The sequence below is a fragment of the Neobacillus sp. SAB-20_R2A genome (assembly GCF_049568635.1).
Taxonomy (GTDB): domain Bacteria; phylum Bacillota; class Bacilli; order Bacillales; family Cytobacillaceae; genus Neobacillus; species Neobacillus citreus.
In genome coordinates, this window is record NZ_CP145895.1 from 2,079,659 (window position 1) to 2,104,469 (window position 24,811).

22 protein-coding genes are annotated in these 24,811 nt (G+C 40.1%); 15 read left to right on the forward strand and 7 right to left on the reverse strand.

Translation table 11 applies throughout. The features are described from left to right. Positions 1-4: 4 nt before the first annotated feature. On the forward strand, positions 5-937 hold the full coding sequence (locus V5M37_RS10320) for a LysR family transcriptional regulator (RefSeq protein WP_423801830.1): 933 nt from the start codon (positions 5-7) through the stop codon (positions 935-937). A 42-nt stretch (positions 938-979) separates the two neighbouring features. Here V5M37_RS10320 and V5M37_RS10325 read toward each other — a convergent pair whose 3' ends face one another. Both V5M37_RS10325 and V5M37_RS10330 read right to left on the reverse strand, forming a co-directional pair. Next, positions 980-1,639 carry a YczE/YyaS/YitT family protein gene (locus V5M37_RS10325; protein ID WP_423801831.1) on the reverse strand — a complete coding sequence of 220 codons (660 nt, stop codon included), beginning with the start codon at positions 1,637-1,639 and terminating at the stop codon, positions 980-982. Between the two features lie 17 nt (positions 1,640-1,656). Beyond that, complete coding sequence (locus V5M37_RS10330) at positions 1,657-2,100, reverse strand: GNAT family N-acetyltransferase (RefSeq protein ID WP_423801832.1); 444 nt, start codon at positions 2,098-2,100, stop codon at positions 1,657-1,659. A gap of 115 nt (positions 2,101-2,215) precedes the next feature. Here V5M37_RS10330 and V5M37_RS10335 point away from each other — a divergent pair, with 115 nt between their 5' ends. The 3 genes from V5M37_RS10335 (at position 2,216) to V5M37_RS10345 (ending at position 3,768) form a co-directional block, all read left to right on the forward strand. Further along, positions 2,216-2,668, forward strand: a complete 453-nt coding sequence (locus V5M37_RS10335; RefSeq protein ID WP_423801833.1) for a MarR family winged helix-turn-helix transcriptional regulator — start codon at positions 2,216-2,218, stop codon at positions 2,666-2,668. A gap of 17 nt (positions 2,669-2,685) precedes the next feature. Further along, a complete protein-coding gene (locus V5M37_RS10340; RefSeq protein WP_423801834.1) occupies positions 2,686-3,204 on the forward strand; it encodes a GNAT family N-acetyltransferase in 519 nt (172 codons plus the stop codon). Positions 3,205-3,333: 129 nt separating this feature from the next. Continuing rightward, positions 3,334-3,768, forward strand: coding sequence for a DMT family transporter (locus tag V5M37_RS10345; protein ID WP_423801835.1), 435 nt, complete (start codon positions 3,334-3,336; stop codon positions 3,766-3,768). A gap of 106 nt (positions 3,769-3,874) precedes the next feature. On the opposite strand, the gene V5M37_RS10350 is transcribed toward V5M37_RS10345, so the two are convergent. Together V5M37_RS10350 and V5M37_RS10355 are read right to left on the reverse strand one after the other, a co-directional pair. Beyond that, a complete protein-coding gene (locus V5M37_RS10350; protein ID WP_423801836.1) occupies positions 3,875-4,609 on the reverse strand; it encodes an SH3 domain-containing protein in 735 nt (244 codons plus the stop codon). Between the two features lie 5 nt (positions 4,610-4,614). Further along, positions 4,615-5,535 carry a hypothetical protein gene (locus V5M37_RS10355; protein WP_423801837.1) on the reverse strand — a complete coding sequence of 307 codons (921 nt, stop codon included), beginning with the start codon at positions 5,533-5,535 and terminating at the stop codon, positions 4,615-4,617. A 458-nt stretch (positions 5,536-5,993) separates the two neighbouring features. Between V5M37_RS10355 and V5M37_RS10360 the strand changes: the two genes are divergently transcribed. The 10 genes from V5M37_RS10360 to V5M37_RS10405 all read left to right on the forward strand — a co-directional run bounded on the left by V5M37_RS10360 (position 5,994) and on the right by V5M37_RS10405 (position 18,283). After that, positions 5,994-6,797: an enoyl-CoA hydratase/isomerase family protein gene (locus V5M37_RS10360; RefSeq protein WP_423801838.1), complete on the forward strand. Its 804-nt coding sequence runs from the start codon at positions 5,994-5,996 to the stop codon at positions 6,795-6,797. Positions 6,798-7,095: 298 nt separating this feature from the next. After that, positions 7,096-8,652: a spore germination protein gene (locus V5M37_RS10365; protein ID WP_423801839.1), complete on the forward strand. Its 1,557-nt coding sequence runs from the start codon at positions 7,096-7,098 to the stop codon at positions 8,650-8,652. Continuing rightward, the gene (locus V5M37_RS10370; protein ID WP_423801840.1) at positions 8,645-9,760 is read left to right on the forward strand and encodes a GerAB/ArcD/ProY family transporter; all 1,116 of its coding nucleotides are present in this window, start codon (positions 8,645-8,647) and stop codon (positions 9,758-9,760) included. The genes V5M37_RS10365 and V5M37_RS10370 overlap by 8 nt, the downstream gene beginning before the upstream one ends. Next, on the forward strand, positions 9,757-10,824 hold the full coding sequence (locus V5M37_RS10375) for a Ger(x)C family spore germination protein (RefSeq protein WP_423801841.1): 1,068 nt from the start codon (positions 9,757-9,759) through the stop codon (positions 10,822-10,824). Before V5M37_RS10370 ends, V5M37_RS10375 begins: the two co-directional genes overlap by 4 nt. A gap of 219 nt (positions 10,825-11,043) precedes the next feature. Next, positions 11,044-12,372 carry a nucleobase:cation symporter-2 family protein gene (locus V5M37_RS10380; protein WP_423801842.1) on the forward strand — a complete coding sequence of 443 codons (1,329 nt, stop codon included), beginning with the start codon at positions 11,044-11,046 and terminating at the stop codon, positions 12,370-12,372. A 372-nt stretch (positions 12,373-12,744) separates the two neighbouring features. Then, positions 12,745-13,356: a nucleotidyltransferase family protein gene (locus tag V5M37_RS10385; RefSeq protein ID WP_423801843.1), complete on the forward strand. Its 612-nt coding sequence runs from the start codon at positions 12,745-12,747 to the stop codon at positions 13,354-13,356. A 100-nt stretch (positions 13,357-13,456) separates the two neighbouring features. Next, positions 13,457-15,595: a xanthine dehydrogenase family protein molybdopterin-binding subunit gene (locus V5M37_RS10390; RefSeq protein ID WP_423801844.1), complete on the forward strand. Its 2,139-nt coding sequence runs from the start codon at positions 13,457-13,459 to the stop codon at positions 15,593-15,595. A gap of 20 nt (positions 15,596-15,615) precedes the next feature. Continuing rightward, entirely contained in the window at positions 15,616-16,092 is a 477-nt protein-coding gene (locus V5M37_RS10395) for a (2Fe-2S)-binding protein (RefSeq protein ID WP_423801845.1), read from the forward strand. After that, positions 16,077-16,946 carry an FAD binding domain-containing protein gene (locus tag V5M37_RS10400; protein WP_423801846.1) on the forward strand — a complete coding sequence of 290 codons (870 nt, stop codon included), beginning with the start codon at positions 16,077-16,079 and terminating at the stop codon, positions 16,944-16,946. Before V5M37_RS10395 ends, V5M37_RS10400 begins: the two co-directional genes overlap by 16 nt. 539 nt (positions 16,947-17,485) lie before the next feature. Beyond that, positions 17,486-18,283 (forward strand): XdhC family protein, encoded by a 798-nt coding sequence (locus V5M37_RS10405; RefSeq protein ID WP_423801847.1) that lies wholly within the window; start codon positions 17,486-17,488, stop codon positions 18,281-18,283. 397 nt (positions 18,284-18,680) lie between these two features. Here V5M37_RS10405 and katG read toward each other — a convergent pair whose 3' ends face one another. From katG to V5M37_RS10420, 3 genes are all read right to left on the reverse strand, one after another. Beyond that, on the reverse strand, positions 18,681-20,897 hold the full coding sequence (gene katG / locus V5M37_RS10410) for a catalase/peroxidase HPI (protein ID WP_423801848.1): 2,217 nt from the start codon (positions 20,895-20,897) through the stop codon (positions 18,681-18,683). 581 nt (positions 20,898-21,478) lie between these two features. Continuing rightward, a complete protein-coding gene (locus tag V5M37_RS10415) occupies positions 21,479-22,147 on the reverse strand; it encodes a TerC family protein (RefSeq protein WP_423801849.1) in 669 nt (222 codons plus the stop codon). A gap of 183 nt (positions 22,148-22,330) precedes the next feature. Next, positions 22,331-23,746: a PQQ-dependent sugar dehydrogenase gene (locus tag V5M37_RS10420; protein ID WP_423801850.1), complete on the reverse strand. Its 1,416-nt coding sequence runs from the start codon at positions 23,744-23,746 to the stop codon at positions 22,331-22,333. A gap of 289 nt (positions 23,747-24,035) precedes the next feature. Between V5M37_RS10420 and V5M37_RS10425 the strand changes: the two genes are divergently transcribed. After that, positions 24,036-24,677: a DNA-3-methyladenine glycosylase gene (locus V5M37_RS10425; protein WP_423801851.1), complete on the forward strand. Its 642-nt coding sequence runs from the start codon at positions 24,036-24,038 to the stop codon at positions 24,675-24,677. The last annotated feature ends 134 nt before the right edge of the window (positions 24,678-24,811 follow it).

Below are 24,811 nucleotides of genomic sequence, written 5' to 3' on the forward strand. Positions count from 1 at the left end.
ATTAATGGAGCTAAGACAGTTAACTTACTTCATCGAAGTGGCGAGACTAAATAATTTTACAAGAGCAGCCGAACGACTAAAAATCGCTCAACCGGCTCTTTCACAACAGATAGGTAATTTGGAACAAGAACTGGGCGTGAAGCTCTTTAAACGAACTGGGCGTGGAGTAGCATTAACAGAGGCAGGGGAGCAATTCTTTATTGGTGCTGAAAAGACTTTAGCTGAAGCGCAAAAGGCAAAAGACTTAGTTAAAGAGGTTATTAACGACCCGCACGGCACCATTATGGTAGGAGCGCTAGAATCCCTTGTACAAACTAGGCTGCCAAAGTTGCTCGTAGAGTTTGGGAAAGAGTACCCTGGGATTAAAGTGTTTATCAGGGAGAATACAACTGAACCGCTGCTAGATGCTCTGAAAAAGGGAGAATTAGAGCTCGCCTTGGCCCACGGCTTGGATGTTACATACTCACCGCATTTACTAAATTTAGTTACGCTAAAGGGGATTTGCTCCAAACCACTATATCAAGATGAATTGGTTTTGGCAGTCGCCAACGGACATCCGCTCGAAAAGAAAAAAACCATTTCCATTAATGAGCTTAGAGAAGAATCATTTGTATCCTTTAAAGAGGGGTCCGGAATCCGTTCACAACTAATTGCGGCTTGCCTTAGAGAGGGTTTTGAGCCACTAATTGCATACGAGTGCGCTTCTCCACGAACTCTGGTGGCTGAGGGACTAGGAGTTTCCGTTCTCCCGCGTTTAATGGCGGAGTCCCCGGGACCATCCATTTCTATTTTACCTTTGGAACCTCCTCTTTCACGCTGGGTTTCTGTCTTTTACTGTGAGGGACGATATCTATCACCGTGCGCGAAGATTTTTTTGCGGTTTGTGGAGAAATACCTTGCTTCTGAAATAGCGGGGGAAGAATACGGTGTGAGGTAAGAGGATAGGGCTAGTGGGTCAGTCCCTAGTTACTTTTATCCGTTAATCTGGCGGGGGACTGACCCTCATTTTACAATCTTTATCATAATTTGGTGATGTACTAGCACGTGTCAATATGCGGTTCAATACTTTTTCAGTAATTGGCATAAAGTAATTAAGGATTAGTCCCCCAAAACTAACGGTTAATAAAGTTCCAACGCCAATGGGTCCATTAAAAATCACTGCCATGATCAAGAATACAAGGTAAATCAATGTTCTCGAAAAAAATAGATTTGTTCTAGTTAATTCTTGGATGATTAAGGTTAACCGGTCAACTGGAATCGGGGCAAAATTTGTGTGTAAATAGGTTGCTGTTCCTAATCCAATCACCACTAAGCCAAGTCCAAAACAAACCACTTTGCTGTACCATAGTTCAGGTGTTAACAAATTGTGCAATAGAAAAAGCCACATATCAATACCAATACCCGTTATCAATGCTGTTATCAACCCCAAAACCTCTGGTCTTTGTCTTGTTAAAAAAGAATTGCAACCTATCAATATGAAAGCTATTATGATTTCCCAACTTCCTACAGTAAGCCCCACATTTTTGGACAGTCCTACCAAAAGTGCATCAAATGGTGAAGTTCCAAGGTCTGATTGTATTGTGAAAGAAATACCAAGGGTTAAGATTAAAATTCCTAATACATAAAAAACATATCTCACTTTATTCGGGCTCATTATCATTTTGTAGTAAATAATTCTTTGAGCATAAGAATATGTGGGATTCCATCTTCCATAAAGATTTCTGATGAAGTCCTGAACCCTAGTTTTTTATAAAATCCTTCGGCCTGCGTTTGTCCATGTAATTTAACCTGTGAGGCTCCCCGTTCTTCAGCGATTTCTTCTAACGCTTTTATTATGATTTTTCCAAGGCCAAATTTACGGTAAGGTTCCAGGATGCAGATTCTCTCCATTTTACCTACTCCATTAATAAACCTTATCCTTCCCGTTCCGACGGGTTGTTCATTGTAATGAACTAATACGTGTTCGCAAGTTCCCTCAAGTGTATCAAATTGATCAAATTCATCTTCTAATGGAACGCCTTGTTCTTTTACAAATACTTGTTTCCGAATAGCAAAAGCTGCCCTTAAATCTTCATCAACCGTTATTCTTTTTGTATACATTTTTTTCAGTCCTTTTACAAAGAAATTTTGTTGCAAATGCAACAAAGATAAGTTAAATTTAATCTATATCATTTTTATTGCATTTGCAACAAAAATATGTGTAAAGGAGTTAATAATGAAGGAAATTCTTCGTGAAATCGGTATGATTGCAAGGGCGTTAGATTCGATAAGTAATATCGAATTTAAAGAATATGACCTTACAAAAGGGCAATATTTGTACGTGGTCCGAATATGTGAAAATCCAGGAATCATTCAAGAAAAGTTATCTGAGATGATAAAAGTAGATCGAACAACAGCAGCTCGTGCGATAAAAAAACTTGAGATGAATGGTTTTATAGAAAAGAAAGACGATCAACATAACAAAAAAGTTAAAAAACTCTTTCCAACAGAGAAAGGGAAAAATGTTTATCCTTTTATAAGACGTGAAAATGATTATTCCAACACCGTTGCATTAGAGGGGTTTTCCGAAAGTGACGTAGAAACCATTTTCAATCTTCTTCAAAGAGTAAGAAAAAATGTAGAAAAAGACTGGGAATTTGTCAAAAAGGGAAACAAGAGATTTTATTAAAGGAGCGAAATATAAAAATGACTATAAATATAAAAAAATGCACCCTTGAAGATTTACACACCCTTCAAGAAATTAGTTATGAAACATTTAATGAGACATTTAAGAATCAGAATTCACCCGAAAATATGATTGCCTATTTGGAAAGGGCATTTAATTTAAATCAATTAGAAATAGAATTATCTAATCTTTCATCGCAATTCTTTTTCATTTATTTTAATAATGACGTAGCAGGATATTTAAAGGTCAATATCAATGATGCTCAGTCCGAAGAAATGGGTGAGGAATCGCTTGAAGTTGAAAGGATTTACATAAAGAAAGAATTCCAAAAACATGGGCTTGGTAAAGACCTGCTAAATAAAGCGCTGGAAATTGCCATGGAACGTAATAAAAAGAAAATCTGGCTAGGTGTATGGGAAAAGAATGAAAATGCGATTGCTTTTTATAAAAAAATGGGGTTTGTTCAAACGGGGGCGCACTCTTTTTATATGGGGGATGAAGAACAAACGGACTTTATAATGGCCAAAACACTTATATAACTTTTTTGGAAAGGTGGATTTGCGGCCAATGCTGCACGTCCTTTTTCTGTTATAATTTCTTGTAGTCGAATAGATAAAATGAGGTGTTTTCTTAGTTCTTGAATAATTTAAAAAACATGGAGGCTCATTATGAATTGGATTATGACCCTTCTCGCTGTTATAGCAGGTATATCTATAGGTACTCAAGCGGGAATTAATGGAGGTTTAGGAAAGAAAATAGGGGTAATTGAGGGTGCGTTTGTTTCGTTTGCTATTGGTACATTAATCTTATTAGTGTGTACTATTTTTCTAGGTAAGGGGAACCTATTAAACGTTTTCTCAGTTCCAAAATGGCAATTAACAGGCGGATTGTTAGGAGCTATATATGTGCTTATTATGGTATTAGCTGTACCGAAAATTGGAGTAGCTACAACAATTGTATCTGTAATATTAGGCCAAGTATTAATAAGTGGAGTAATTGATCATTTCGGTCTTTTTGGAGGAAAACAAATTCCTTTTGATTGGCAAAGAGGTGTTGCTGCTATTTTACTAGGAGTTTCATTATTCCTTATGTACAAAAAATAATTGATAAAATTGGAGAGAGCTTTAAATAAGGAGAGCGAAGTATTCCTATTGGAGTCTACTCTCCTTATTTGGGTTGTTTTATGAATTGGACAAAGGATCGAATTTACTATTTTTCCCTGACAATCAAGGCCGAAATCCAGCCTTCGACTCCGTTTGTGGTTTCAACCTTTAACCACTTAATTCCTTTTGAATCTACTTGTTCTTCATTCAAAAAGTGGATGATTTCTCCGTTTGTAATCGTGTAAAGACGTGGTGCGGTTAGTGTGGGAGCTTCTCTAATATTTCCGCCGTCTTTATATTGCTTATTTAAAATAAATTCTTTTTGAACAGGGGAAGCCACGGTTGTTTGTACGTGTACAGGTTCTTGGTTTAACCAAGCTTCAGCTTTCTTCCATTTTTCTGTATACCACTTATTTGGATTGCTGATGATTGCTGCTGTCAGCAAAATTACTAATGTGGTGGCAGAGTAGAAGGTCCATCTTTTCAACCTTGTCCTATTCCTTTTCCGTTTCATGAAAAGCTGAATGATTTTGTTGAAAAAACCTTCGAGCAAGGCAAACATTCCTTCAATAAACTCAATCCAAACAGGTATGCCAGCTTCTCCTGCTTCTCTCCGTCTTCTTTGCATCGTGCAGACGAATGTCATAATTGGATAAGAAATGAAATACAGCATTTTTTTCAACAAATGGGCCAACAGGTTTAAAACAGGCGGAACAAAGTACAACAACATCAGCCTTACAAGCTGCAGTAGAACAAAGAGAACCAAAAAAATACGCAACCATTCCGGCAGGGCAGAAATAGGTGACCAAATCCAAAACAGCTGTTTTAAAATGGATTCCACAATCGCTAATCTCCTTTATTTAGATAGGATTGAAGTTCTTTCCTTGGACTATCAATCTGGTTTTTTCTATTGCTGTTTTCCAGATTAACAGGGAGATAGGGGAACAGTTTTTTTAGCTTGGACAATCTTTGTTCTGCCTCAAACTGGTCAATAGAGTGATCGTTGATCAAGTTTAAAAGTTGTTTGTTTACCTCATATTTAAAGGATCGATTTTGGCTAAACTCAGATTCCACTAACCGTTTTGCCATTTCATTTTTTTCTCCAAGCTTCCCTGCCGTGATAAAATCACCCGCTTGAAGGGCTTCTTTAATGGAGGCCGAAATCCGGCGAGCTTCCTCTAAGTCGAGAGCCTCTTGATAGGCAGATAGTTCTGCGTTCCGGTCTAAATCGGCAATCGCCTCATCATGGTGCTGGTCCCGAATACCTTGCCGGGTCAAAACACGAACATTTCGCACCACAATCCCAGCCTCTCGTAACACCTTCACCAATCTTGATGTTTGAAAAAATTCTTCAATATGCCGGGCAAAACTCAGTTCCTCTTCAATAGGATAAAATCTTGCTTCCGATTCCACCCAGAAGGGCAGATTGTTGTGAAAAATGTCGCCAATTTCCCCGGCATTTTGTTGAACTAACAATTCGGGGTGTTCAACGGCAATATCGATAGATAAATTGACAGAAAAGCTTCTTCCTCTTGTGGCCGAGGGAACTTCCTCATTGTAGGTGAAGGTTTGCTGCTGCATATTGACGGTATAAACTCTTTTATATTTGCCAATCCGTAATTCACTGCGTGTCAAACGCTCTCCATTTTTAACTGCAAAGTGTTCATTGTCGTTATTAACATAAACAAAGGCATAAGACATAGACGACGCCGGCGGTTTTTCCAAAAAGCTAAATTTCACGTCCTTAATGTCTTTAATAAAATTCATTAGGTATCTCCCTCCTGGTTAAGGTCACTTATACTTGTCTACATTCTATGCAGATAATCGGCAGAAAAGCCCCTATATCTTTGTTATAGGAAAAAGGTACCCCCATACCAAATGATAAACAGACTGTTCCATTATTCTTATTTTTGACAAGCAAGTTCAGCATCTATTTTTTAATCCGCATTTGGACATAGCTGAACCAGTAAATAACTTTTACTTGCCTATTATCAGAAAATTATGTATATTCTACTTGAAGTATTTTGAAACCTCCCAATCCTACTAGATATGAATTTTCTGATATCCTTACTCAAATAATGGGATTGATTTAAGGATTGATGGTGGTTTTAACTCTATGTAATTATGTGCCCGATGAATCACAATGTTACACATGCCAAAAATTGTTTCAAAAGTAAAAGAGTATATGAATATGTAATACTATTAGAATAAGGGGTGTACAGGTAATGATAAATGAAACAGCACGTTTTGAGACGATTACATGGGAGAAGAAGGGGGAAATAGGTTTATTGACCTTTAACAGGCCCGAAAGATACAATGCCATTTCGTATCAGCTCATGGATGAAGTGGCAACTGTGTTGGACAGTTTAAAGTACGACACGGACTATAGGGTTTTGGTGCTTACGGGTGCGGGGAAGGCATTTTGTTCAGGGACTGATTTAAAAGAACAGCGGCAATTTGAAGGTAACATAAAAGAAAGAGCACCTCAGATTTTTGATTCACAAAAAAGGTTGTCCGATTTAATTGTTAGGTTTAGACAAATTCCGCAACCGGTTATAGCTGCGGTAAACGGGGTGGCAGCAGGCGGTGGGATGTGCTTTGCTTTAGCTTCCGATGTGAGAATAGCCGGTCCAAATACCAGGTTTATCGCATCCTTCGTGAACGTGGGTCTTTCCGGTGGTGAATTGGGTGCCAGCTATTTTTTACCCCGTTTGGTTGGAATGTCACGGGCCTCAGAACTGCTGTTAACAGGGCGAGAAGTTTTAGCTGAAGAAGCACTGCAAATCGGTCTAGTATCCCGGCTAACTGGAGAGGGTGAGGTTCTTCCTGCCGCCTTTGAAATTGCTAATTTGATGTTGGAAAAATCGGCACTTGGTTTGAAAATGACAAAAGAAATATTAAACACAACTCTTGAACACGACCTGGAGGCTAGTCTTCAAGTCGAGAACAGATCGCAGGTGTTGTGTGTCTTAAGTGGAACATTCGAAGATGCCATCAAACGGTTTGAGAACCGAAAAAACAAAAAGTAAACAAAATATTGTAAAGCCATGCATATGTAAAATCGAAAACTATCAATCTAAATTTTAATAAAAAAGTGGGTATTAGCTAGTTTAGGCTGTCGACAATGTTGACAGCTATTTTTTTTACAATAAATCTTTTTTGTTTTCGTACAGACTTCTGTTTCAATCCGATTGTTTTGGAAGGGATGACCCTGGAGGAATCGACCCGTGAAAAACAAGGAATATAAAATGTTGTTTTTCAGTTAATAAAGGATATTCTAGCCAATTACGGAAAATATAAGAGAAAAACCTTCCAAATGGTGCTAATATGGCTAATCTTTTTAAATCAATTAAACACATTATTAACAAAAAAAATACACCAACTAACCAAAAAGACCACCAAAGCAGCCTGGAAAAACGTGAATATAGCAAGGACCAAACCGAAGACTGGGAAAAGGAACTTACTAATTCAAAGGATTATCAAAAGAGCTATTACTTTAATCAAAAGTCGGGAAAGAAATTTACGCTCACGTACTTTTCTACTCTTGTTGAAGAAAAGGTGATGGATAATAATGCTGTTCCCCCTCTACTCGAGGGTGAGTTTTACACAATTGCCGATGTTAAAAAGCTCCTTCCTATAGCAGATGTAGAACTATCGAACAGCTCTAATGATATCCCGAAAATGTTGATGAAAGGTTTTGTCATGCTTACCTTAGAAGGGGAAAAGGAGTTTGCCTTCATCTCCTCCCCCAAACAAGTTGTCCGGTCGGTTTCAGCACCAGAGATTGAATTTAGTGTTGTAGGTCCTAAAGAAGCCTTTGTAGAAGCCATTGACCAAAACATAAATATGATCCGAAAGCGTTTGCCAATTAAGGAACTCATCGTGGAACAATTTATAGTTGGAAAATTATCGTTAACAAAGGTATGTGTCCTGTATATCAAAGGGATTACGAATAAGGAAATCATCAATACTGTCAAACAGCGGATTAGCGATCTTGAAAAGGATGAAATCGCTGACAGTTCCTATTTTACTCAGATTATTTCAGATAATGGGAATTCCCCTTTCCCACAGCTGCTTGATACAGAAAGGCCTGACCGAGTGACCTCCAGTTTGGCTGAGGGGAAAGTGATTATTTTAGTTGATGGCTCGCCGCATGCTTTGATTGGGCCAACCTCTTTGACAGAGTTCTTTAACTCTTTCGAAGATTATTTTCTTAACTGGATTCTTGCAACCTTTATTCGATTAATACGTTTGTTTTCCGTTATCTTCTCGATTATGGTTACACCTCTTTATGTGGCAGTGGTGACTTACCATTATCAAATGATTCCAAAAGACTTATTAATTACGTTAGTTACCTCAAGGCGTGTTGTCCCTTTCCCGCCCATTCTTGAGGTATTGTTTTTAGAAGTAACGATTGAACTTCTTAGGGAAGCAGGGGCAAGGCTTCCAACCAAGGTCGGCCAGACAATCGGTATCGTAGGCGGTATTGTCTTGGGGACAGCATCAGTGGAAGCCGGGCTTACAAGTAATGTTCTGTTAATTTTAATTGCCCTTGCTGCACTAGCTTCCTTTACCACACCTGTCTATCAAATGAGCAATACCATCCGGATTCTGCGTTTTCCGTTTCTGATCATGGCTGAAATATGGGGGTTAGTAGGGATTACGATTGCTTTTTGTTTTTTGCTTACACATTTGCTGCGGCTTACATCGCTGGGTTTCCCCTTTATGGAGCCAGTCTTTCCGCTAAGAGTGAAGGATTTTAAAGATGCTTTATTCCGTCTGCCTTTCAAAAGTCAGGCGAAACGTCCGCAGTTTCTAAGGACCAAAGACTCCACCCGGTTCAGCAAGGAGAAGGCCAATAAAAAGAAGGATATTGATGAATAAGGAAGGAAGAGGAGTAATGATTCAGGGACCCGTCCAGGAGAGACTCCAAATATCACCATTTATGGCCGCCTATGTCATCGTTTCGATGCAGATTGGAATAGGAGTTCTCGGTTTTCAGCGCATTATTGCCAAAGATGCTGGCACTGATGCCTGGATATCGGCTATTGGGGCAGGATTAACCATCCACATCATCGTGTGGATTATGTATAAGATTTGTGAGACTGTGAATGGGGATGTGTTGGATGCCAATGTTTACTTATTTGGAAAAATAATCGGCAACAGTATAAATAGCATCTTTATTTTTTATTATACAGTTACTTGTGCAGCGGTTCTTGGCGGCCTGTTTGAAATTATTCGTACTTGGATGTTTCAAAGTTTAAGCTCGTTTTGGTTCGCAGCTGTATATTTACTTTTAGGAATCTATATCGTATACGGAGGCTTTCGGACAGTAGCCGGAATCTCCTTTTTTGGACTAGTTATACCTTTTTATTTACTTTTTTCTTTCGGATTTGCCTTACAGTATGGGGATTTTACCAATCTATTGCCAATATTTGATCATTCCTTTATTCAACTAGTAAAAAGCGGCTACCATATGTCACTGAGTTACCTTGGGTATGGCATTTTATTGTTTTTTTATCCTTTCATTAAGAAACCTGAGCAATCAAAAAAATTTGTTCATATCGGGCTTTTGGCAACCACCTTTATTTATGCTGCCTTAGCAGTTATTACCTTTGCCTATTTTCCTCTTGGTCTGCTTGAAAAATCGATTTGGGCAACATTGGAAATGTGGAAAATTGTCCGGCTTCCGATTCTCGAAAGGTTTGAGTATTTGGGAATTGCCAATTGGGCCTTGCTTATACTCCCCAATATTGCCCTTTCCTTATGGGTAGCCAGCAGAGTGACTAAACGCATTTTTCATATTAGTCAAAAAAAATCGGTTATTTTTATTGCGTTGGCATGTCTGATTATTGTGGTGTTCATTTCTACTAGAGAAAGACTGAACGTTCTTTTTGACTATACGGCACTTGTTGGCTTTGCCTTAGCTTATGTTTACACACCGCTGCTATATTTTTCACTACTGATTAAAAAGAAGGTGAAAGCGAAGTGAAAAAGAGCCACTTTATCGTTACGCTATTGTTTTGCATGACAATCCTGCCTGGATGCGTGGATAGAAAAGTGATTGATGATGTAAATATTGCCACAGGGATCGGGATTGATAAAAGTGGTAACCAGTTCCTTGGAAGTATCATGATCCCCGTGTTTAAGCCAGACAAGTCATTTGGGAATTTTACGTTTGTCTCCAAAGGAAATGTTATCCGGGATTTGGTAGCTGAAATGCAGAAAAAGGCATCACAGCCAATTGTCAGTGGAAGTCTTGATATTGCCCTTTTTGGCGAGGATGTCGCACGTGAGGGACTAATTAAAACTCTAGACGTCTTTTTACGGGATCCAAGTGTGGGAGCAAGGGTTCAGTTGGCTGTAGTAGATGGGAAAGCGATTGATATTTTTAAAGGAAGATATGGTGACCGCGGGAACTCCCAATACCTGACACAGTTACTAGAACATAATATGAATCAACAAAATTTGCCTATAACCAATCTCCATCGTTTTTTGGCAAATTTTTACAAAAGAGGGCAGGATCCATATTTACCAATGCTTAAGAAGAGTAATCATAATTTAGTGACTATAACTGGATTAGCCCTTTTTAAAGATGAAAAGGTTGTCGATATTCTCCATGAGAATAAAATGTTTTACTTCAAACTCCTTGTTGACAATCACATATTGGGGGTAGTTAAAGTAAAGGAGGCTCATGGTGAATCTACTGTCAAAAGTATTGGGTTAAAGAAAAAAATGAGGCTGATAAGAAGGGACCCCTATACATTCTCGATCAAGATTAAATTGAAGGGAGATCTCACCGAACACCAGGAAAGGATGCTTAAGGAAGGCGAGATACGAAAAGTTGAGAAGCAATTAGCGAAACAAATCGCTCGGGAATGCAAAATGTTAATTGAGGATTTTCAAAGAAAGGGCATTGACCCAGTCGGCTTTGGCCACTTTGCAAAGTCTAGGACACGAAGTTTTGATTTTAAAAGGTGGAATACGGAATATAAAAATGCCAAATTTAAGGTTTCCGCAGATGTTCATTTGATTGGACACGGTGTAGTTGAGTAACAAATATTTGATAGGTTCCTTATTTTAGTTAAATGCTCATTGTTAATCTTAATGTTGTAGAACGGTATAACTATTATTATCAGAAATATAATTTAAAGAAATAATTATTAGAAAATCTTTTGAAAGGGGGGCACAGCAATAGGAAAGATTTTAAGAGTATGACCATATGTCCTGAAAATTGTTTCTGCTCAAAAAGTCTTTACCAAGGGAGGCATAATAATGGAAAAGTTAGCTTCATGGAAAATAGGGACTTTAGGTCTTCAGCATGTTTTGGCCATGTATGCTGGGGCCGTTATCGTTCCCCTTATTGTTGGACCTGCGGTAGGCATGACACCGGAGCAATTGTCTTTCCTTATTTCCATCGATTTGTTCACCTGCGGAATTGCCTCATTACTTCAAGTAGTCGGAGGAAAGTACTTTGGAATTAAGCTTCCAGTTATATTAGGGTGTACTTTTACGGCAGTTGGACCGATGATTGCGATTGGAAAACTTCAGGGCATAACAGCTATTTATGGTGCTATCATCGTCTCCGGAATCATTGTCATGATACTTGCTCAATTCATGAGTAGAGTAATGAGGTATTTTCCGCCTGTCGTAACAGGATCTGTTGTAACAATCATTGGGATATCACTCATTCCTGTAGCGATGAACAACGTTGCAGGAGGAGTAGGGGCACCGGATTTTGGGAACATAAGAAATTTATTACTGGCGGCATTGACACTAGTCCTCATTATCGTTATTAACCGCTACCTTTCAGGCTACATGAGAGCTGTTTCTGTTCTAATTTCCATGATCTTAGGCACTCTGGTTGCGATGGGGATGGGAATGGTGAATTTATCATCAGTTAGCCAGGCTTCCTGGTTTCATATGGTGCAGCCGTTTTACTTCGGGATTCCCACTTTCCATATAACCGCTATCTTAACGATGATTCTCGTCGCCATCGTAAGCATGATTGAGTCAACAGGTGTATTTTTGGCATTGGGGGATGTCTGCGAGAAGAAACTGGAATCGTCTGACATCAAAAAAGGATTGCGGGCAGAAGGTTTGGCTAGTTTTATAGGAGGAATCTTTAACGCTTTTCCATATACGACATTTTCCCAAAATGTGGGGTTGGTTGCCCTTACGAGAATAAAAACACGCAATGTCGTCATTGCCGCTGGTGTGATTCTGATGATATTAGGATTGGTGCCAAAAGTGGCAGCGCTTACAATGATCATCCCAAATCCTGTTCTTGGGGGAGCAATGATTGCGATGTTTGGTATGGTTATTTCTTCTGGTATCAAAATGCTTTCCCGTGTTGATTTCCAAAGAAATGAAAATCTGCTGATTATAGCGATTTCGGTAGGAATTGGGTTGGGAGCCGCTGTTATCCCTGATGCATTTGCTAAATTGCCCGAGGGATTGCGTTTACTTTTCCAAAACGGGATAGTAATAGGGAGTTTTACCGCTATTGTGCTTAACCTATTTTTAAATAAGAGGGAAGAACAAATGAATAATGATATATTAGAAGATCTCAAATCGGATCATTCGGCAGACGCAAGTATTTAATCATACATCGATTCGAAGGATCACTGTTTACTTTAAGTGATCCTTTTAAAGATTCGCAAATAAAAAGGGGAGTTTCGCAAATAAATCACTTAAAATCGCAAATATATTATTAAAAATCGCAAATAAATTTGGGGACTCGTTATCCAGATTTAGATTCGCAAATAAAAAGGGAAGTTTCGCAAATAAATCACTCAAAATCGCAAATATATTTTTAAAAATCGCAAATAAATTTGGGGGACTCGTTCAACTGATTTGGGTTCGCAAATAAAAGGGGAGTTTCGCAAATAAATCGCTTAAAATCGCAAATATACTATTAAAAATCGCAAATATCGCAAAAAAAATCTGAAAGTACTCTAAAATTTCTCGAAGGAGGTGACCAATATAGAAGCTATCATCCTAGCAGCTGGATATTCCAGCCGGGCGAATGCCTATAAAATGACTCTGCCACTAGGGCATATGACCGTATTGGAGCAAACGATTTCTAAATTTGAAGGATTAATCAGCAGGGCTATCATCGTTGCGGGGTTTCAGGCGGAAATCATCCAAGCGGAAATAGCAAAAATCAGCAGTAGAAATACCTATTCATTCGAGATGAAGTTTGTTTATAATGAAAACTTTAACCAAGGAATGTTTAGTTCCATCCAAAAGGGCTGCTCTGAAGTAAATGCCCAAACCGTCTTACTAACTCCGGGAGATTGTCCGCTTGTTAAAAAAGAGACCGTTCAGCTAATTGCAAAACACAAAGGGGATGTAGTTATTCCCAGCTTTAATTATAAAGGTGGTCACCCTATTAAATTATCAAGTGATGTGAAACAGAAAATTCTTGAAACCGATCCAACAAGCAATTTACGGATGGTCCTCTCCAATTTCGATAAGAATTATCTGAATGTAGATGATCCGGGTGTTTTAATGGATGTCGATACGCCGGAGGATTACCAAGCAGCCATGGATTATTTTAAAACTAAAATGGCTTATACAACGTAATGGGGGCAAAAATGAATCATAAAATATCATTCTTATTTATAAAATTGTAGGAAGAGGTTTCTATTAATAAATAATGAGTCGAAGGGTGTTGTTGTATGTAATGAGTCTCAAAGACATAAGCACCGCAGTGCCCAAAAAGGACCATAGTGGTAAAGTGTCGGGCCAGTTGGCTTATATTAGTGATGTGAAAGTGGAAAACATGGTTTATGGCGTTTTGGTTCGTTCTCCCATTGCTTATGGAAAAATCAAATCCATTCAATTGCCAAACTTTCCTGAAGGGTATGAAGCAGTTGGGGCAGAGCAGATCCCTGGTCCAAATGTTGTGAAAATCATCCAAGAAGATCAGCCCATTTTTGCCAATGAGTGGGTTAATTATATTGGGGAACCGATTCTTATGCTCGTTGGAAAAGAGCTGGATATCCTATACCGTTTGCTAAATGAAGTGAAGATTGAATTTGAAGAACATCAGGCAATTTACACTTTGGATGATGCCATCCAACAAAAATCAGCACCCGGGGTTACAATGGCAAGCTATGAATTTGGAGAAAACTTAGAGGCGATTAGAACGATCGAGCAGGGAGCCCACAAAATCATTGAAGAAGAATATTCAACGGGTTATCAGGAGCATGTCTACCTTGAGCCGCAAGGAATGCTAGGTATCTATAAGGAAGATGAAATTATCGTCCAAGGCTCGATGCAATGCCTTTATTATATAAAAAATGCGTTGATAAGCGCTTTAGCCTGCGGGGATGATGAAGTCAGAGTGGTTCAAAGCCCTACCGGCGGAGGTTTTGGCGGCAAAGAAGAATTTCCTTCGATGATGGCGTGTCATGTCGCGGTTGCGGCAAATGCCGTCAAGAAATCGGTGATGCTCGTGTTCGATCGCTCTGAAGATATGGTGGTAACGACGAAAAGGCATCCGGCCAAATTCAAATATCGAACGGCTATTGATGAAGAAGGAAATATTTTGAGCATGTGTGTGGATGTCTTTCTTGATGGAGGAGCAAATGCTGGATTGAGCTCAGTCGTGCTGCAGCGTGCCTTATTAAACAGCGCAGGCGTTTATAAAATTCCACATTTTCATGCAAAAGGATACGTCTTGAAGACCCATACCGTTCCAAATGGGGCCTTCAGAGGGTTTGGAGCTCCGCAAAGTTTTGCCGGAATCGAAAGTCATATGGGACATCTTAGTAAACTAGCAAACATCGAACCACTTGAATATAAACGAAAATACCTCGTCAAACAAGGAGACCCCACCATTACCAAAGGCCAATTCCGCGACCCAATCTTAATGGAAGACATGATTGAGGATTTGCTTAATGCGTCAGATTTTAAAAAGAAAAAAGGGGAGTTCCAGCGTTTCAATCAACAAAATCTGCGCTATAAAAAGGGCATCGGAACTTCGCTGTTCCTCCACGGCTGCGGATTTACAGGCAGCGGGGAAAGAGATCATATTAAAGCAACAGTCAAGCTGGTTAAATCAAAGGATGACAACGTTATACTAAAGATCTCCAATTCTGATATGGGACAAGGAATTTATACAACGCTGAGTAAAATTGTGGCCCAAGCACTCGATCTCCCGTTTGACAGAGTTTTGTACCCTGACCCCGATACAAAAGAGGTTCCAGACTCCGGTCCAACCGTAGCCTCCCGGACGACCATGATTGTCGGGAAATTGCTTGAACGCGCTGCGAAAAAACTGAAGGCACAGTGGCAAACCGGAGTGGAACAGGAAGTAGTGGAGAACTATGTTCACCGTGAAATGATTCCGTGGGATGAGAAGACCTTTACGGGGGATGCCTACCCGGCTTATTCCTGGGGCGTTAATATCGTAGAAGTGGAAGTGGATACGTTAACAGGCAATGTAAAGCTGGAAAAAGTATACGGCAATTATGAAGTGGGCAAGGTCATCGATGACCGGATTATGAAAGGCCAAATTGACGGCGGCTTGGCTCAAGGGTTAGCGTACGGGTATTTAGAAAAGATGACGTCAAAGGAAGGAAGAATCCAACAAAAGAGCATTTCGGATTATGGTCCTCCGACTTCCATGGACGTGGTTTCCATCGAAAGCAAGGTCTTTGATAATCCTTATGCGGATGGTCCATACGGGGCGAAGGGTGCAGGAGAATTGACGTTAATTGGCGGCGCTCCAGCGGTTCAAGCGGCGATTGAGGATGCACTGCAAACGTCTTTTCAGCAAATTCCTATTACACCGGAAGTCATAATCGAAAGTCTATGAATGAGAGCAGGTGAACATGGTTGATAAAATTTAGGCTTAATGGAAGATTGGTAGAAACGGATGCCCCTCCCACAGCAAGATTACTAGATTTTATAAGAGATGAGTTTGCGTTAATCGGAACAAAGGAAGGCTGCGGTGAAGGAGAATGCGGAGCCTGCAGTGTGTTTGTCAATAATCTTCTGCAAAACAGCTGCCTTATTCCAATTGGTTCGATTGATGGAGCTGATATTGTAACGATAGAAGGGATCATGGAATCGGAACAATTTAAGATTTTGGATGAGAGCTATTCCAGTGCCGGAGGCGTGCAATGCGGTTACTGCATTCCGGGGATGGTCATGGCCAGTGCCGCATTATTATCCAAAAACCCTCATCCTTCAGAGGCTGAAATTCGGGACGGGATTTCCGGAAATCTGTGCCGGTGCACCGGCTACAATATGATTGTGGATGCGATCAACCTAGCAGCGAAAAAAGGGGACGGCTTATGGCAGAAAAAATAACCGCATATCGCTTCGATCGTTTAGACCAAACGTTGAGCCAATTGAATAAAGAAACCTGTACTATCATTGCCGGAGGAACCGATGTTATGGTCCTTCACAAAAGTCGAAGGGGAGTCCCCCCGAAAATTCCAAACCCAGTTGTTTTTATTGACCAACTATCCGAACTAAAACGTGTGTATCGAAATCAAAAGGACCTCCATATCGGTCCCTGCTGTACTTATAGTGAATTACTTGAGGAACCGTTAATCCCGCTTCCCTTAAAGAACGCAATAAAAACGATTGCAGCACCGGCGATTCGAAACAGAGGGACGTTGGGAGGAAATATTTGTAACGCTTCTCCGGCCGGTGACACACTGCCACTGTTATATGTGTACAATGCCAAGCTTTTGCTGCGGTCCGTTAATGGTGATCGGGTCGTTGCGATTAGCGATTTTATACAAGGGGTGCGAAGGGTTGGGCGTCAACACAATGAAATTTTGGCTGAAATTATCTTGCCGTCCGTGCTCGAAGAAGGTTCACATGTTGTGTTTGAGAAGGTCGGCAACCGCAACGCAGATGCTATTGCTAAAGTAGGGTTTGCAGGACTTATCCGGGTCAATGATTCTCGAGTCGAGGATGTCCGCTTTGCATTTGGAGCGGTCGGACCAACGATGGTCCGTTCCATTGATATTGAGAAGAAGCTGATTGGAAAAACCATACCATTAGCAGATACAGACATCGCTGAGGTTGTGGCAGCCTTCGATAAGATCATTCGGCCAATCGATGATCAGCGCTCGACAGCTATCTATAGAAAAAAAGTAGCTTTAAATCTATTACGTTATTTTCTTAGTTTGAAGCAATATCAACCGAATTAATTTTTTCAATAGAGTATTCGGAAGCAGTTAAAGGCCTAATGCGACTGGAACCATGATTTTTTAAAGAGTTCGGTCGCATAGAAAGGCTGTATGCGCCCGAACCAGTGATCTGAAGAAGCATTCGGTCGCATAGAAAGGCTCTATGTGCCCGAACCAGTGATTTAAAGAGGCATTCGGTCGCATAGAAAGGCTCTATGCGACCGAACCAGTGATTTAAAGAAGCATTCGGTCGCATAGAAAGGCTCTATGCGCCCAAACCAGTGATCTAAAGAAGCATTTGGTCACATAGAAAGGGCCTATGCGCCCGAACCAGTGATTTAAAGAAGCATTCGGTCGCATAGAAAGGCTCTATGCGCCCGAACCAGTGAATAAAGAAGAGTTCGACCACATAGAAAGGCCCTATGTGCACAAGACAAAGAATTTTTCCATTTTATTCGTCGTTTATAAAAGCAGATAGGAATTCTTTTTCGGTTATACATTAATTAGGAAAAACAAAAATCTTTTAAAAAATAGCTTTTCAATAAAGGGGGGAGCTACTCATGCTATTAATGGAAAAAGTGGCCATGCTGAACCGTCAAAACGAAACCTTTGCACTTGCTATGATAATTGAATCAAAGGGCTCGACTCCGAGGCATGTTGGAAAAATGATTGTATACCGTGATGGTTCGATTGAAGGTACTGTCGGAGGGGGATTGGCCGAACACTATATCATCGAAGAAAGCGTCAAGGCGCTTGAAAAAGGGCAATCGAAAATCGTTGAATACAAATTGAATAGACATGCAAAAGATGGAATTCAAATGAGCTGCGGCGGCACGTTGCGGGTGTTTATTGAAGTGTATAAAAGCAGGCCGGAACTCGTTTTGGCTGGTGCCGGTCATCTTGCGCATGCGCTAGCAACGCTTGCTGACTTCCTTGAAATTCCTTACAGCGTAGTCGATGACCGGATTGGTTATGCGACAAAGGAACGCTTTCCTAATGCAACCAACATCTTTGTACATGAGGATATTGGAGAGGCTTTACGCCAAGCAAGCCCAAATGAAAAGTCTTATGTGGTAATAGTAACAAAAGATGGTGATGATATCGTATTAAATACGGCACTAAAATATCCAATTGCCTATGTTGGCATGGTCGCCAGCAAGCGTAAAACTATTACTATACTCCAAAAACTAAAAAACGAAGGGGTAAGCGAAGAACTTTTGGAGCAGGTCCATTCTCCGATTGGATTGGATATTAGCTCAGAGACAACACAGGAAATTGCCATCAGTATTATCGGGGAGATTATCAAAGTAAGCAAGGAAACAAAGAAGCCTATTAAAGTGAAGGAACTAAATAGGTAAACTGATCTATAAGGATTTTTATGTGGGGTGGGTTCGGTTCCTTCGCAGTACCGCAAATAAGTATTTTTTTAACAAAAGGCTCTGTAATTATTCATTGTTGATTTTCGTGTAGGTATGAGAATTATAGGCGGAGAATTTCCGGCTAATGTATATAGAGGAAGCTTAAGAAGCAGATATAAGCGGAGAAATTCCGATTAACTTCTCTGAATAAGACAAAATTTAAAGATTTGGATCATATAAACGGAAAATCTTCCTTTATTTTAAAGGAAATATGGGTATTTCCCAATTTAAACGGAATTTTTCCGTTTATTTTTCAAACACAGTGAAATCAACATTCTGTAATAACATCCTAAAGAAACCGCCGTCGATTTGACGGCGGTCTCTTTACTTTATAAACTTACTTCGCTGCTAATTGACCTTTCTTAAGCTCAGCAGACTTAAGATCGAAGCGGTCAGCATTCATCACCTTGACCCAGGCAGCGACAAAGTCATTCACAAACTTTGCCTTGTTATCATCTTGAGCATAAACTTCAGCAATAGCACGTAGAACGGAGTTTGAACCAAACACTAGGTCCACTCTAGTTGCAGTACGAACTACTTCACCTGTTTGGCGATCACGTCCTTCATAGACGTTTGCTCCAACAGGCTTCCACTGCACTCCCATGTCAAGCAAGTTAACAAAGAAGTCGTTTGTTAATTGTCCTACACGCTCAGTGAATACACCGTGCTGTGTACCGCCGTAGTTTGTACCTAGAACACGCAAGCCGCCAATTAGGGCAGTCATTTCTGGAGCAGTTAGGTTTAGTAGTTGTGCCTTGTCTACTAGAAGCTCTTCTGGACTTACAGTAAAATGTCCCTTCTGATAGTTACGGAAACCATCAGAAATCGGCTCTAGTACCGCAAAGCTTTCTACATCCGTCTGCTCTTGTGTGGCATCGCCGCGTCCCGGAGCAAAAGGAACCGTTACATCAAAGCCTGCATCTTGTGCAGCTTTTTCGATTGCGGCACTACCGCCTAATACAATCAAATCGGCCAAGCTGACTGGCTTATCTAACTCTTTTTGAATGCCTTCAAGTACTTGTAGCACTTGTGCTAGTTGTTCCGGCTGATTCACTTCCCAATCCTTCTGTGGGGCAAGACGGATTCGAGCACCATTTGCACCGCCGCGATGATCTGAGCCACGGTAGGTACTAGCAGAAGCCCAAGCAGTTGTTACTAGCTTGCTGATTGTAAGTCCTGAGTCTAAGATCTTTGCTTTAATTTCAGCTACATCAGCATCTGTTAATTCATAATTACCAGCAGGTACAGGATCTTGCCAGATAAGTTCTTCTTCTGGAACTTCCGGACCTAGATATCTTGAAGCAGGGCCCATGTCACGGTGTGTTAGTTTGAACCAGGCACGGGCAAATGCATCTGCAAACTCTGCTGGATTCTCATGGAAACGACGAGAAATTTTTTCATAGATTGGATCATAACGCAATGCCATATCTGAAGTGAACATCACTGTCGGTACACGCTTTGATGAATCCTCCGCATCTGGAGCAAGGTGTTCCTCGGCAGGATCTACAGCAAGCCACTGATAGGCACCAGCAGGACTCTTTGTAAGCCACCATGTATATCCAAATAATAGATCAAAGTAACCATTATCCCACTGTGTTGGGTTAGCAGTCCAAGAACCTTCAAGACCGCTGGTGATGGTGTCACGGCCTTTACCGCTGCCGTATGTACTTAACCAACCTAAACCTTGTGCTTCAATAGGAGCAGCTTCTGGTTCTGGACCAACATGGGATGCATCTCCTGCACCATGTGCCTTACCAAAAGTATGTCCGCCAGCAATTAGTGCTACTGTTTCTTCGTCGTTCATTCCCATCCGTGCAAACGTTTCACGAATGTCGTGAGCTGAAGCAAGCGGATCTGGTTTGCCGTTTGGACCTTCTGGGTTAACATAGATTAGTCCCATTTGAACAGCAGCAAGTGGATTCTCAAGATCACGTTCGCCTGTGTAACGATTATCACCTAGCCATTCCTTTTCATTTCCCCAATAGATGTCTTCTTCTGGATGCCAAATGTCTGCGCGGCCGCCTCCAAAACCAAATGTCTTGCCGCCCATTGATTCAATCGCTACATTACCTGCCAAAATCATCAAGTCGCCCCAAGAGATCTTGTTCCCATACTTCTGCTTAATAGGCCATAGCAGGCGACGTGCTTTATCAAGGTTACCGTTATCAGGCCAGCTGTTAAGTGGAGCGAAACGCTGGTTGCCAGTTCCGCCGCCGCCACGGCCGTCACCAGTACGATAAGAACCTGCGGAGTGCCAAGCCATACGGATAAAGAATGGACCATAATGTCCATAGTCAGCAGGCCACCAATCTTGGCTGTCTGTCATTAGAGTCTGAAGATCCTGCTTAAGAGCAGCGTAGTCCAATTTATTAAATTCTTCTACATAATCAAACTCTTCACCCATTGGGTTGGATTTTCTGTCATGCTGATGGAGAATATTCAAGTTTAACGCATTTGGCCACCAGTCTCGAGTTGACGTACCACTAGATTTGACACTTGTAGCACCGCCGTGAAAAGGGCATCCCTGGCCAGTTCCATTGTTTTTAGCATCCATGTTATTAATCTCTCCTTTTGTATAAGTTTAGAAGTATTATAATTATATATCTAGTCTTAAACTAGAATTATAATAATTATTATGTAATCATTATAATAAACCATGAAACAAATTGAAAGCAAATAATGAATAAAATTTAAAGAAAATTTCGAATTAATTTGAATGATATAAGTCTAGCAAATAAGGAAAAATATATTACGGCAACCAGAAACTTCTCGTAATTATGAAAAGGTGTACTAAATAATGAAGTTTCATAGGTAATGTAAGTAAAGTCTAAGTTTGATTTGTGAAATTCATGATAAAGAGGAAAAATTAAATATTTGAGAAATACTAAAATCATGATCCAGGCAACCCGGACTATTATATTAGCTGTTCAAAAAAAAGTAGAGGAGAATGAAAATAATAATTGTAAATGAGAATGTAAAAGAGCTCTTAGAAGAATTATTGCAGTGATAATGGCATTGAATAAAAGGGTTTTAAGAAATTATATATTTTCCTATATTACCATTATAATGAAATGGAATGATATTAGGCAAGTCAAAGCATTGAAAAAGCACCGAATTGAACGGTGCTTTTCATTATTATATGGTGGCTTTTGCTTCTTTTGCCAAGTTGTTCTTTAAGAACACTGCTACTACCAAAAAAATCGCCATCGCAATTGGAACAACTAAATGAAGTGAATCCGGAATTAAGATGTGGAACTTTTCTAATCCTTTATCTTCAACCATCATTTTACCAGCAGCATAGGTTAATAATCCAGCACCCGCATAAACGATGATTGGATATCTCTCCATTAAGCTCGTTAATAATTTGCTGCCAAAAATAATGATTGGGATTGAGATGGCAATTCCAACAGCAATCGGCAGAATTCCTTCTGCAACGCTTGATAACGCGATCACATTATCAATAGACATGGCGAAATCAGCAATCGCAATCGTTTTAATTGCACCCCAAACTTTATCTGATGGTTTGATATTCGGGTCATCTTCTTCTTTATGTGCGATTAAATTGTAACTGATCCGTAACAAGATTAAACCGCCCACTAATTGCACGAACGGTAAATCTAGAAATTGAATTAACACTGTTGCTGCTACAATCCTTAACACAATAGCCATTAATGTCCCGCCGAAAATGGCTCGATTTCTCAAATGAGGTGGCACTTTGCTGGCAGCTAATGCGATAACTACTGCATTATCACCCGATAACAAAATATCGATTCCTATTAAACTTAAAATTTGTAGAACCGTCATGTCTTTTGATTCCCCCGTGGTTATGTATATTTTTTTGAACATCTATGTTATTGGTATATCATAACTTTTTGAATTTAGGTAGAAAACATTATGAACTAAATATGGAAGGGTTTTTCCAAATCTATTTTATAGACAACGATTAAACAAAAAAATAACCCGGCAGTAGCTGGGTTATTCTTTGTTTCATGTAACGATTTCAAAAACACTACCTTGGTTAAAATCAGTGACTTTCATAGAGCCATTAACCCCTAAATATAGTCTGGTTTGGTCCAGATTCGTTCCCAAACTAACATAGTAGGCAGATTGAGGACCAAAATTATAATCGGTTTCAATAACACTAAAATCATTTAGTTTACCATCTGTTCTTACCCTAGTATAAGCTAAAACTCCTCTAACCGGAGGTTGAGATTCTGGCCCTCGGGCAAGGTCGGTAAACACGACGCTTCCCGTTAAATTGGGGATGGCATTTCCCATATAGGGCTGGACTCCCGTCAGAGAAGTCCCTCCAAACTTATCGGGGCGGGGATCTTTATGATAATAACTAGTTAAAGGTGGAAGACGCTTTACTGAAGTGTTTACTGCTTCATCGTAATAAGCAATTGTTTTCTCGTCCAGGTCCGGATTTCCAGAGCAGTCCGTTATAATCGAAGTAGGGAAAGCACCTTCCCACCCACGCCAGCCAAAGTTAATAAATCCTTCTTGGTCTAGTTCGGTGTTTCTTAAAGCAGTTTGAACAAGTTGAGTAACCGGTATTGGTTTATAATAAACGAATGTAAAAATCGACTCTGCCAGGTCCTGCCCGACATTTCCTACATATTTGATATATTGATTATAAAACCTTTGAAATTGAATGCCAGGTATATTGCGAACCCCTTTGGCAATGACCGTAAGTGTTTCCTGAATAGATGCAGGAAGTTCATCAAATCGTGTGACTACGGGTGGACTATCGACAAATGTATTCTTAACTACGTCAATTTCTATGATTTTTCCGGCTATTTCCATATTATTCTGGCTTAAATTAAATGGATCATAGCCCGCTCCGCCATCTCCGGTTGTTAAAACTAGTTTTCCTGTTTCAGGTGAAAAGTTTAAGCTATTGACGCCATTATGATTGAAAAATGGTCTTCTTACGTTAAGTAATGTCCGTCGTTTTTGAGGCTGCCTATTTGATTGTACAATCCATTCTTCGACTGTATCAATATGATCATATTGAGTTTCTCTATTGATCCACTTTAGGTTTAAGGTTGCGGGGTCACATGGGTTAGGACTAAAATGTTTAGAAAGAGCCCCTGGACCTTGTGTTTCAGCTACTGAATAGTGGAGATAAAACAGACCGTTATAATAAAATTGCGGATGAAAAGCAAGCCCCAGCAAACCCCGTTCATCATAGCCGCCTCTAGAAGCACCTAGTTTTATAATTCGTGAGCGAATATCTAAAAAAGTCCTGATAGCACCGTTTCCTATGTAAAAGATTTCTCCTACCTGGGTTGCAATAAATAAGTTTTCTGTTGAGTCCCCCGGGAGCATAGCTGTTTTCAAAACAGTGGGCAAATTGATTTTACTTACAATCGGCTGTAAACGAATCTTAACTTTTTTCACCCAAATATACACTCCTTTCTGATAGTTCCTTTTATAAAAATATGATTAGAGTGTTTCTAATAGTACCAATTAAGGCTGGGGAATCAGATAAGGATAGTACCATTTACCTCGTAAGCGCCTGCTTCTGGTGCCAAATTTTTTGAAATGCTAAAAAAACACTAGTGAGTAAAAGGTTTTCTGAAACTTACTGAATCATATTATTATATAAATAAGAAATGCTTTTTAAGTCTATAATTTTAAGGAATGATAGGAAAATGAATATTAAAAATCTTTTAAGGAGGCATACAAATTGGAGGAATTTGATAAAGGGATCGTTCCATTACCCGAGGCATTTTATGAACAGCCTACTCTTGAACTGGCAAAGGCTTCGCTCGGATGCCTCGTAGTAAAAGAAACGAATGAAGGTATTGCGGCCGGATATATTGTAGAAACAGAAGCTTACATGGGTCCTGGTGATAGGGCTGCGCATAGCTATAACAACAGACGCACTCCAAGAACAGAGGTGATGTTCCAACGATCTGGCCTTGCCTATACGTATCTAATGCATACACACTGCCTTTTCAATATAGTCAGCGGAGGTGAAGAAAAACCTGAAGCAGTTTTGATTCGTGCACTGGAACCTATTTATGGCATCGGGCTTATGATAAAGAGGCGAGGCATTGAAGATCAGTCCCAACTTACAAACGGACCTGGAAAACTTACAAAATCATTGGGAATTTCAATGGAGGACTATGGCCGTCCGCTAACGATTCCCCCTTTATATGTGGCCCAAGGGTTCTGCCCGGAAAGTATATCAGCTGGAAAAAGGATTGGCATTGAAAATTCCGGCGATGCTAAGGACTATCCTTGGCGCTTCTGGGTTACTAATAATAAGTATGTTTCGAGGCATCAATCGGCTATGCATGTATTCTGTAACTCTACAGACTTATGAAAAATCGGGATGCAAGGTCTGGTCGGTTCGCTACACTTCAAAAGCAGTCCCGCCCAACTGGATTAAAATCAAGTGAGAGTCCCAAGCGTATGTCCATAAATCTGCGTTACATAAAACTAAAAAAGGGCTTGCAA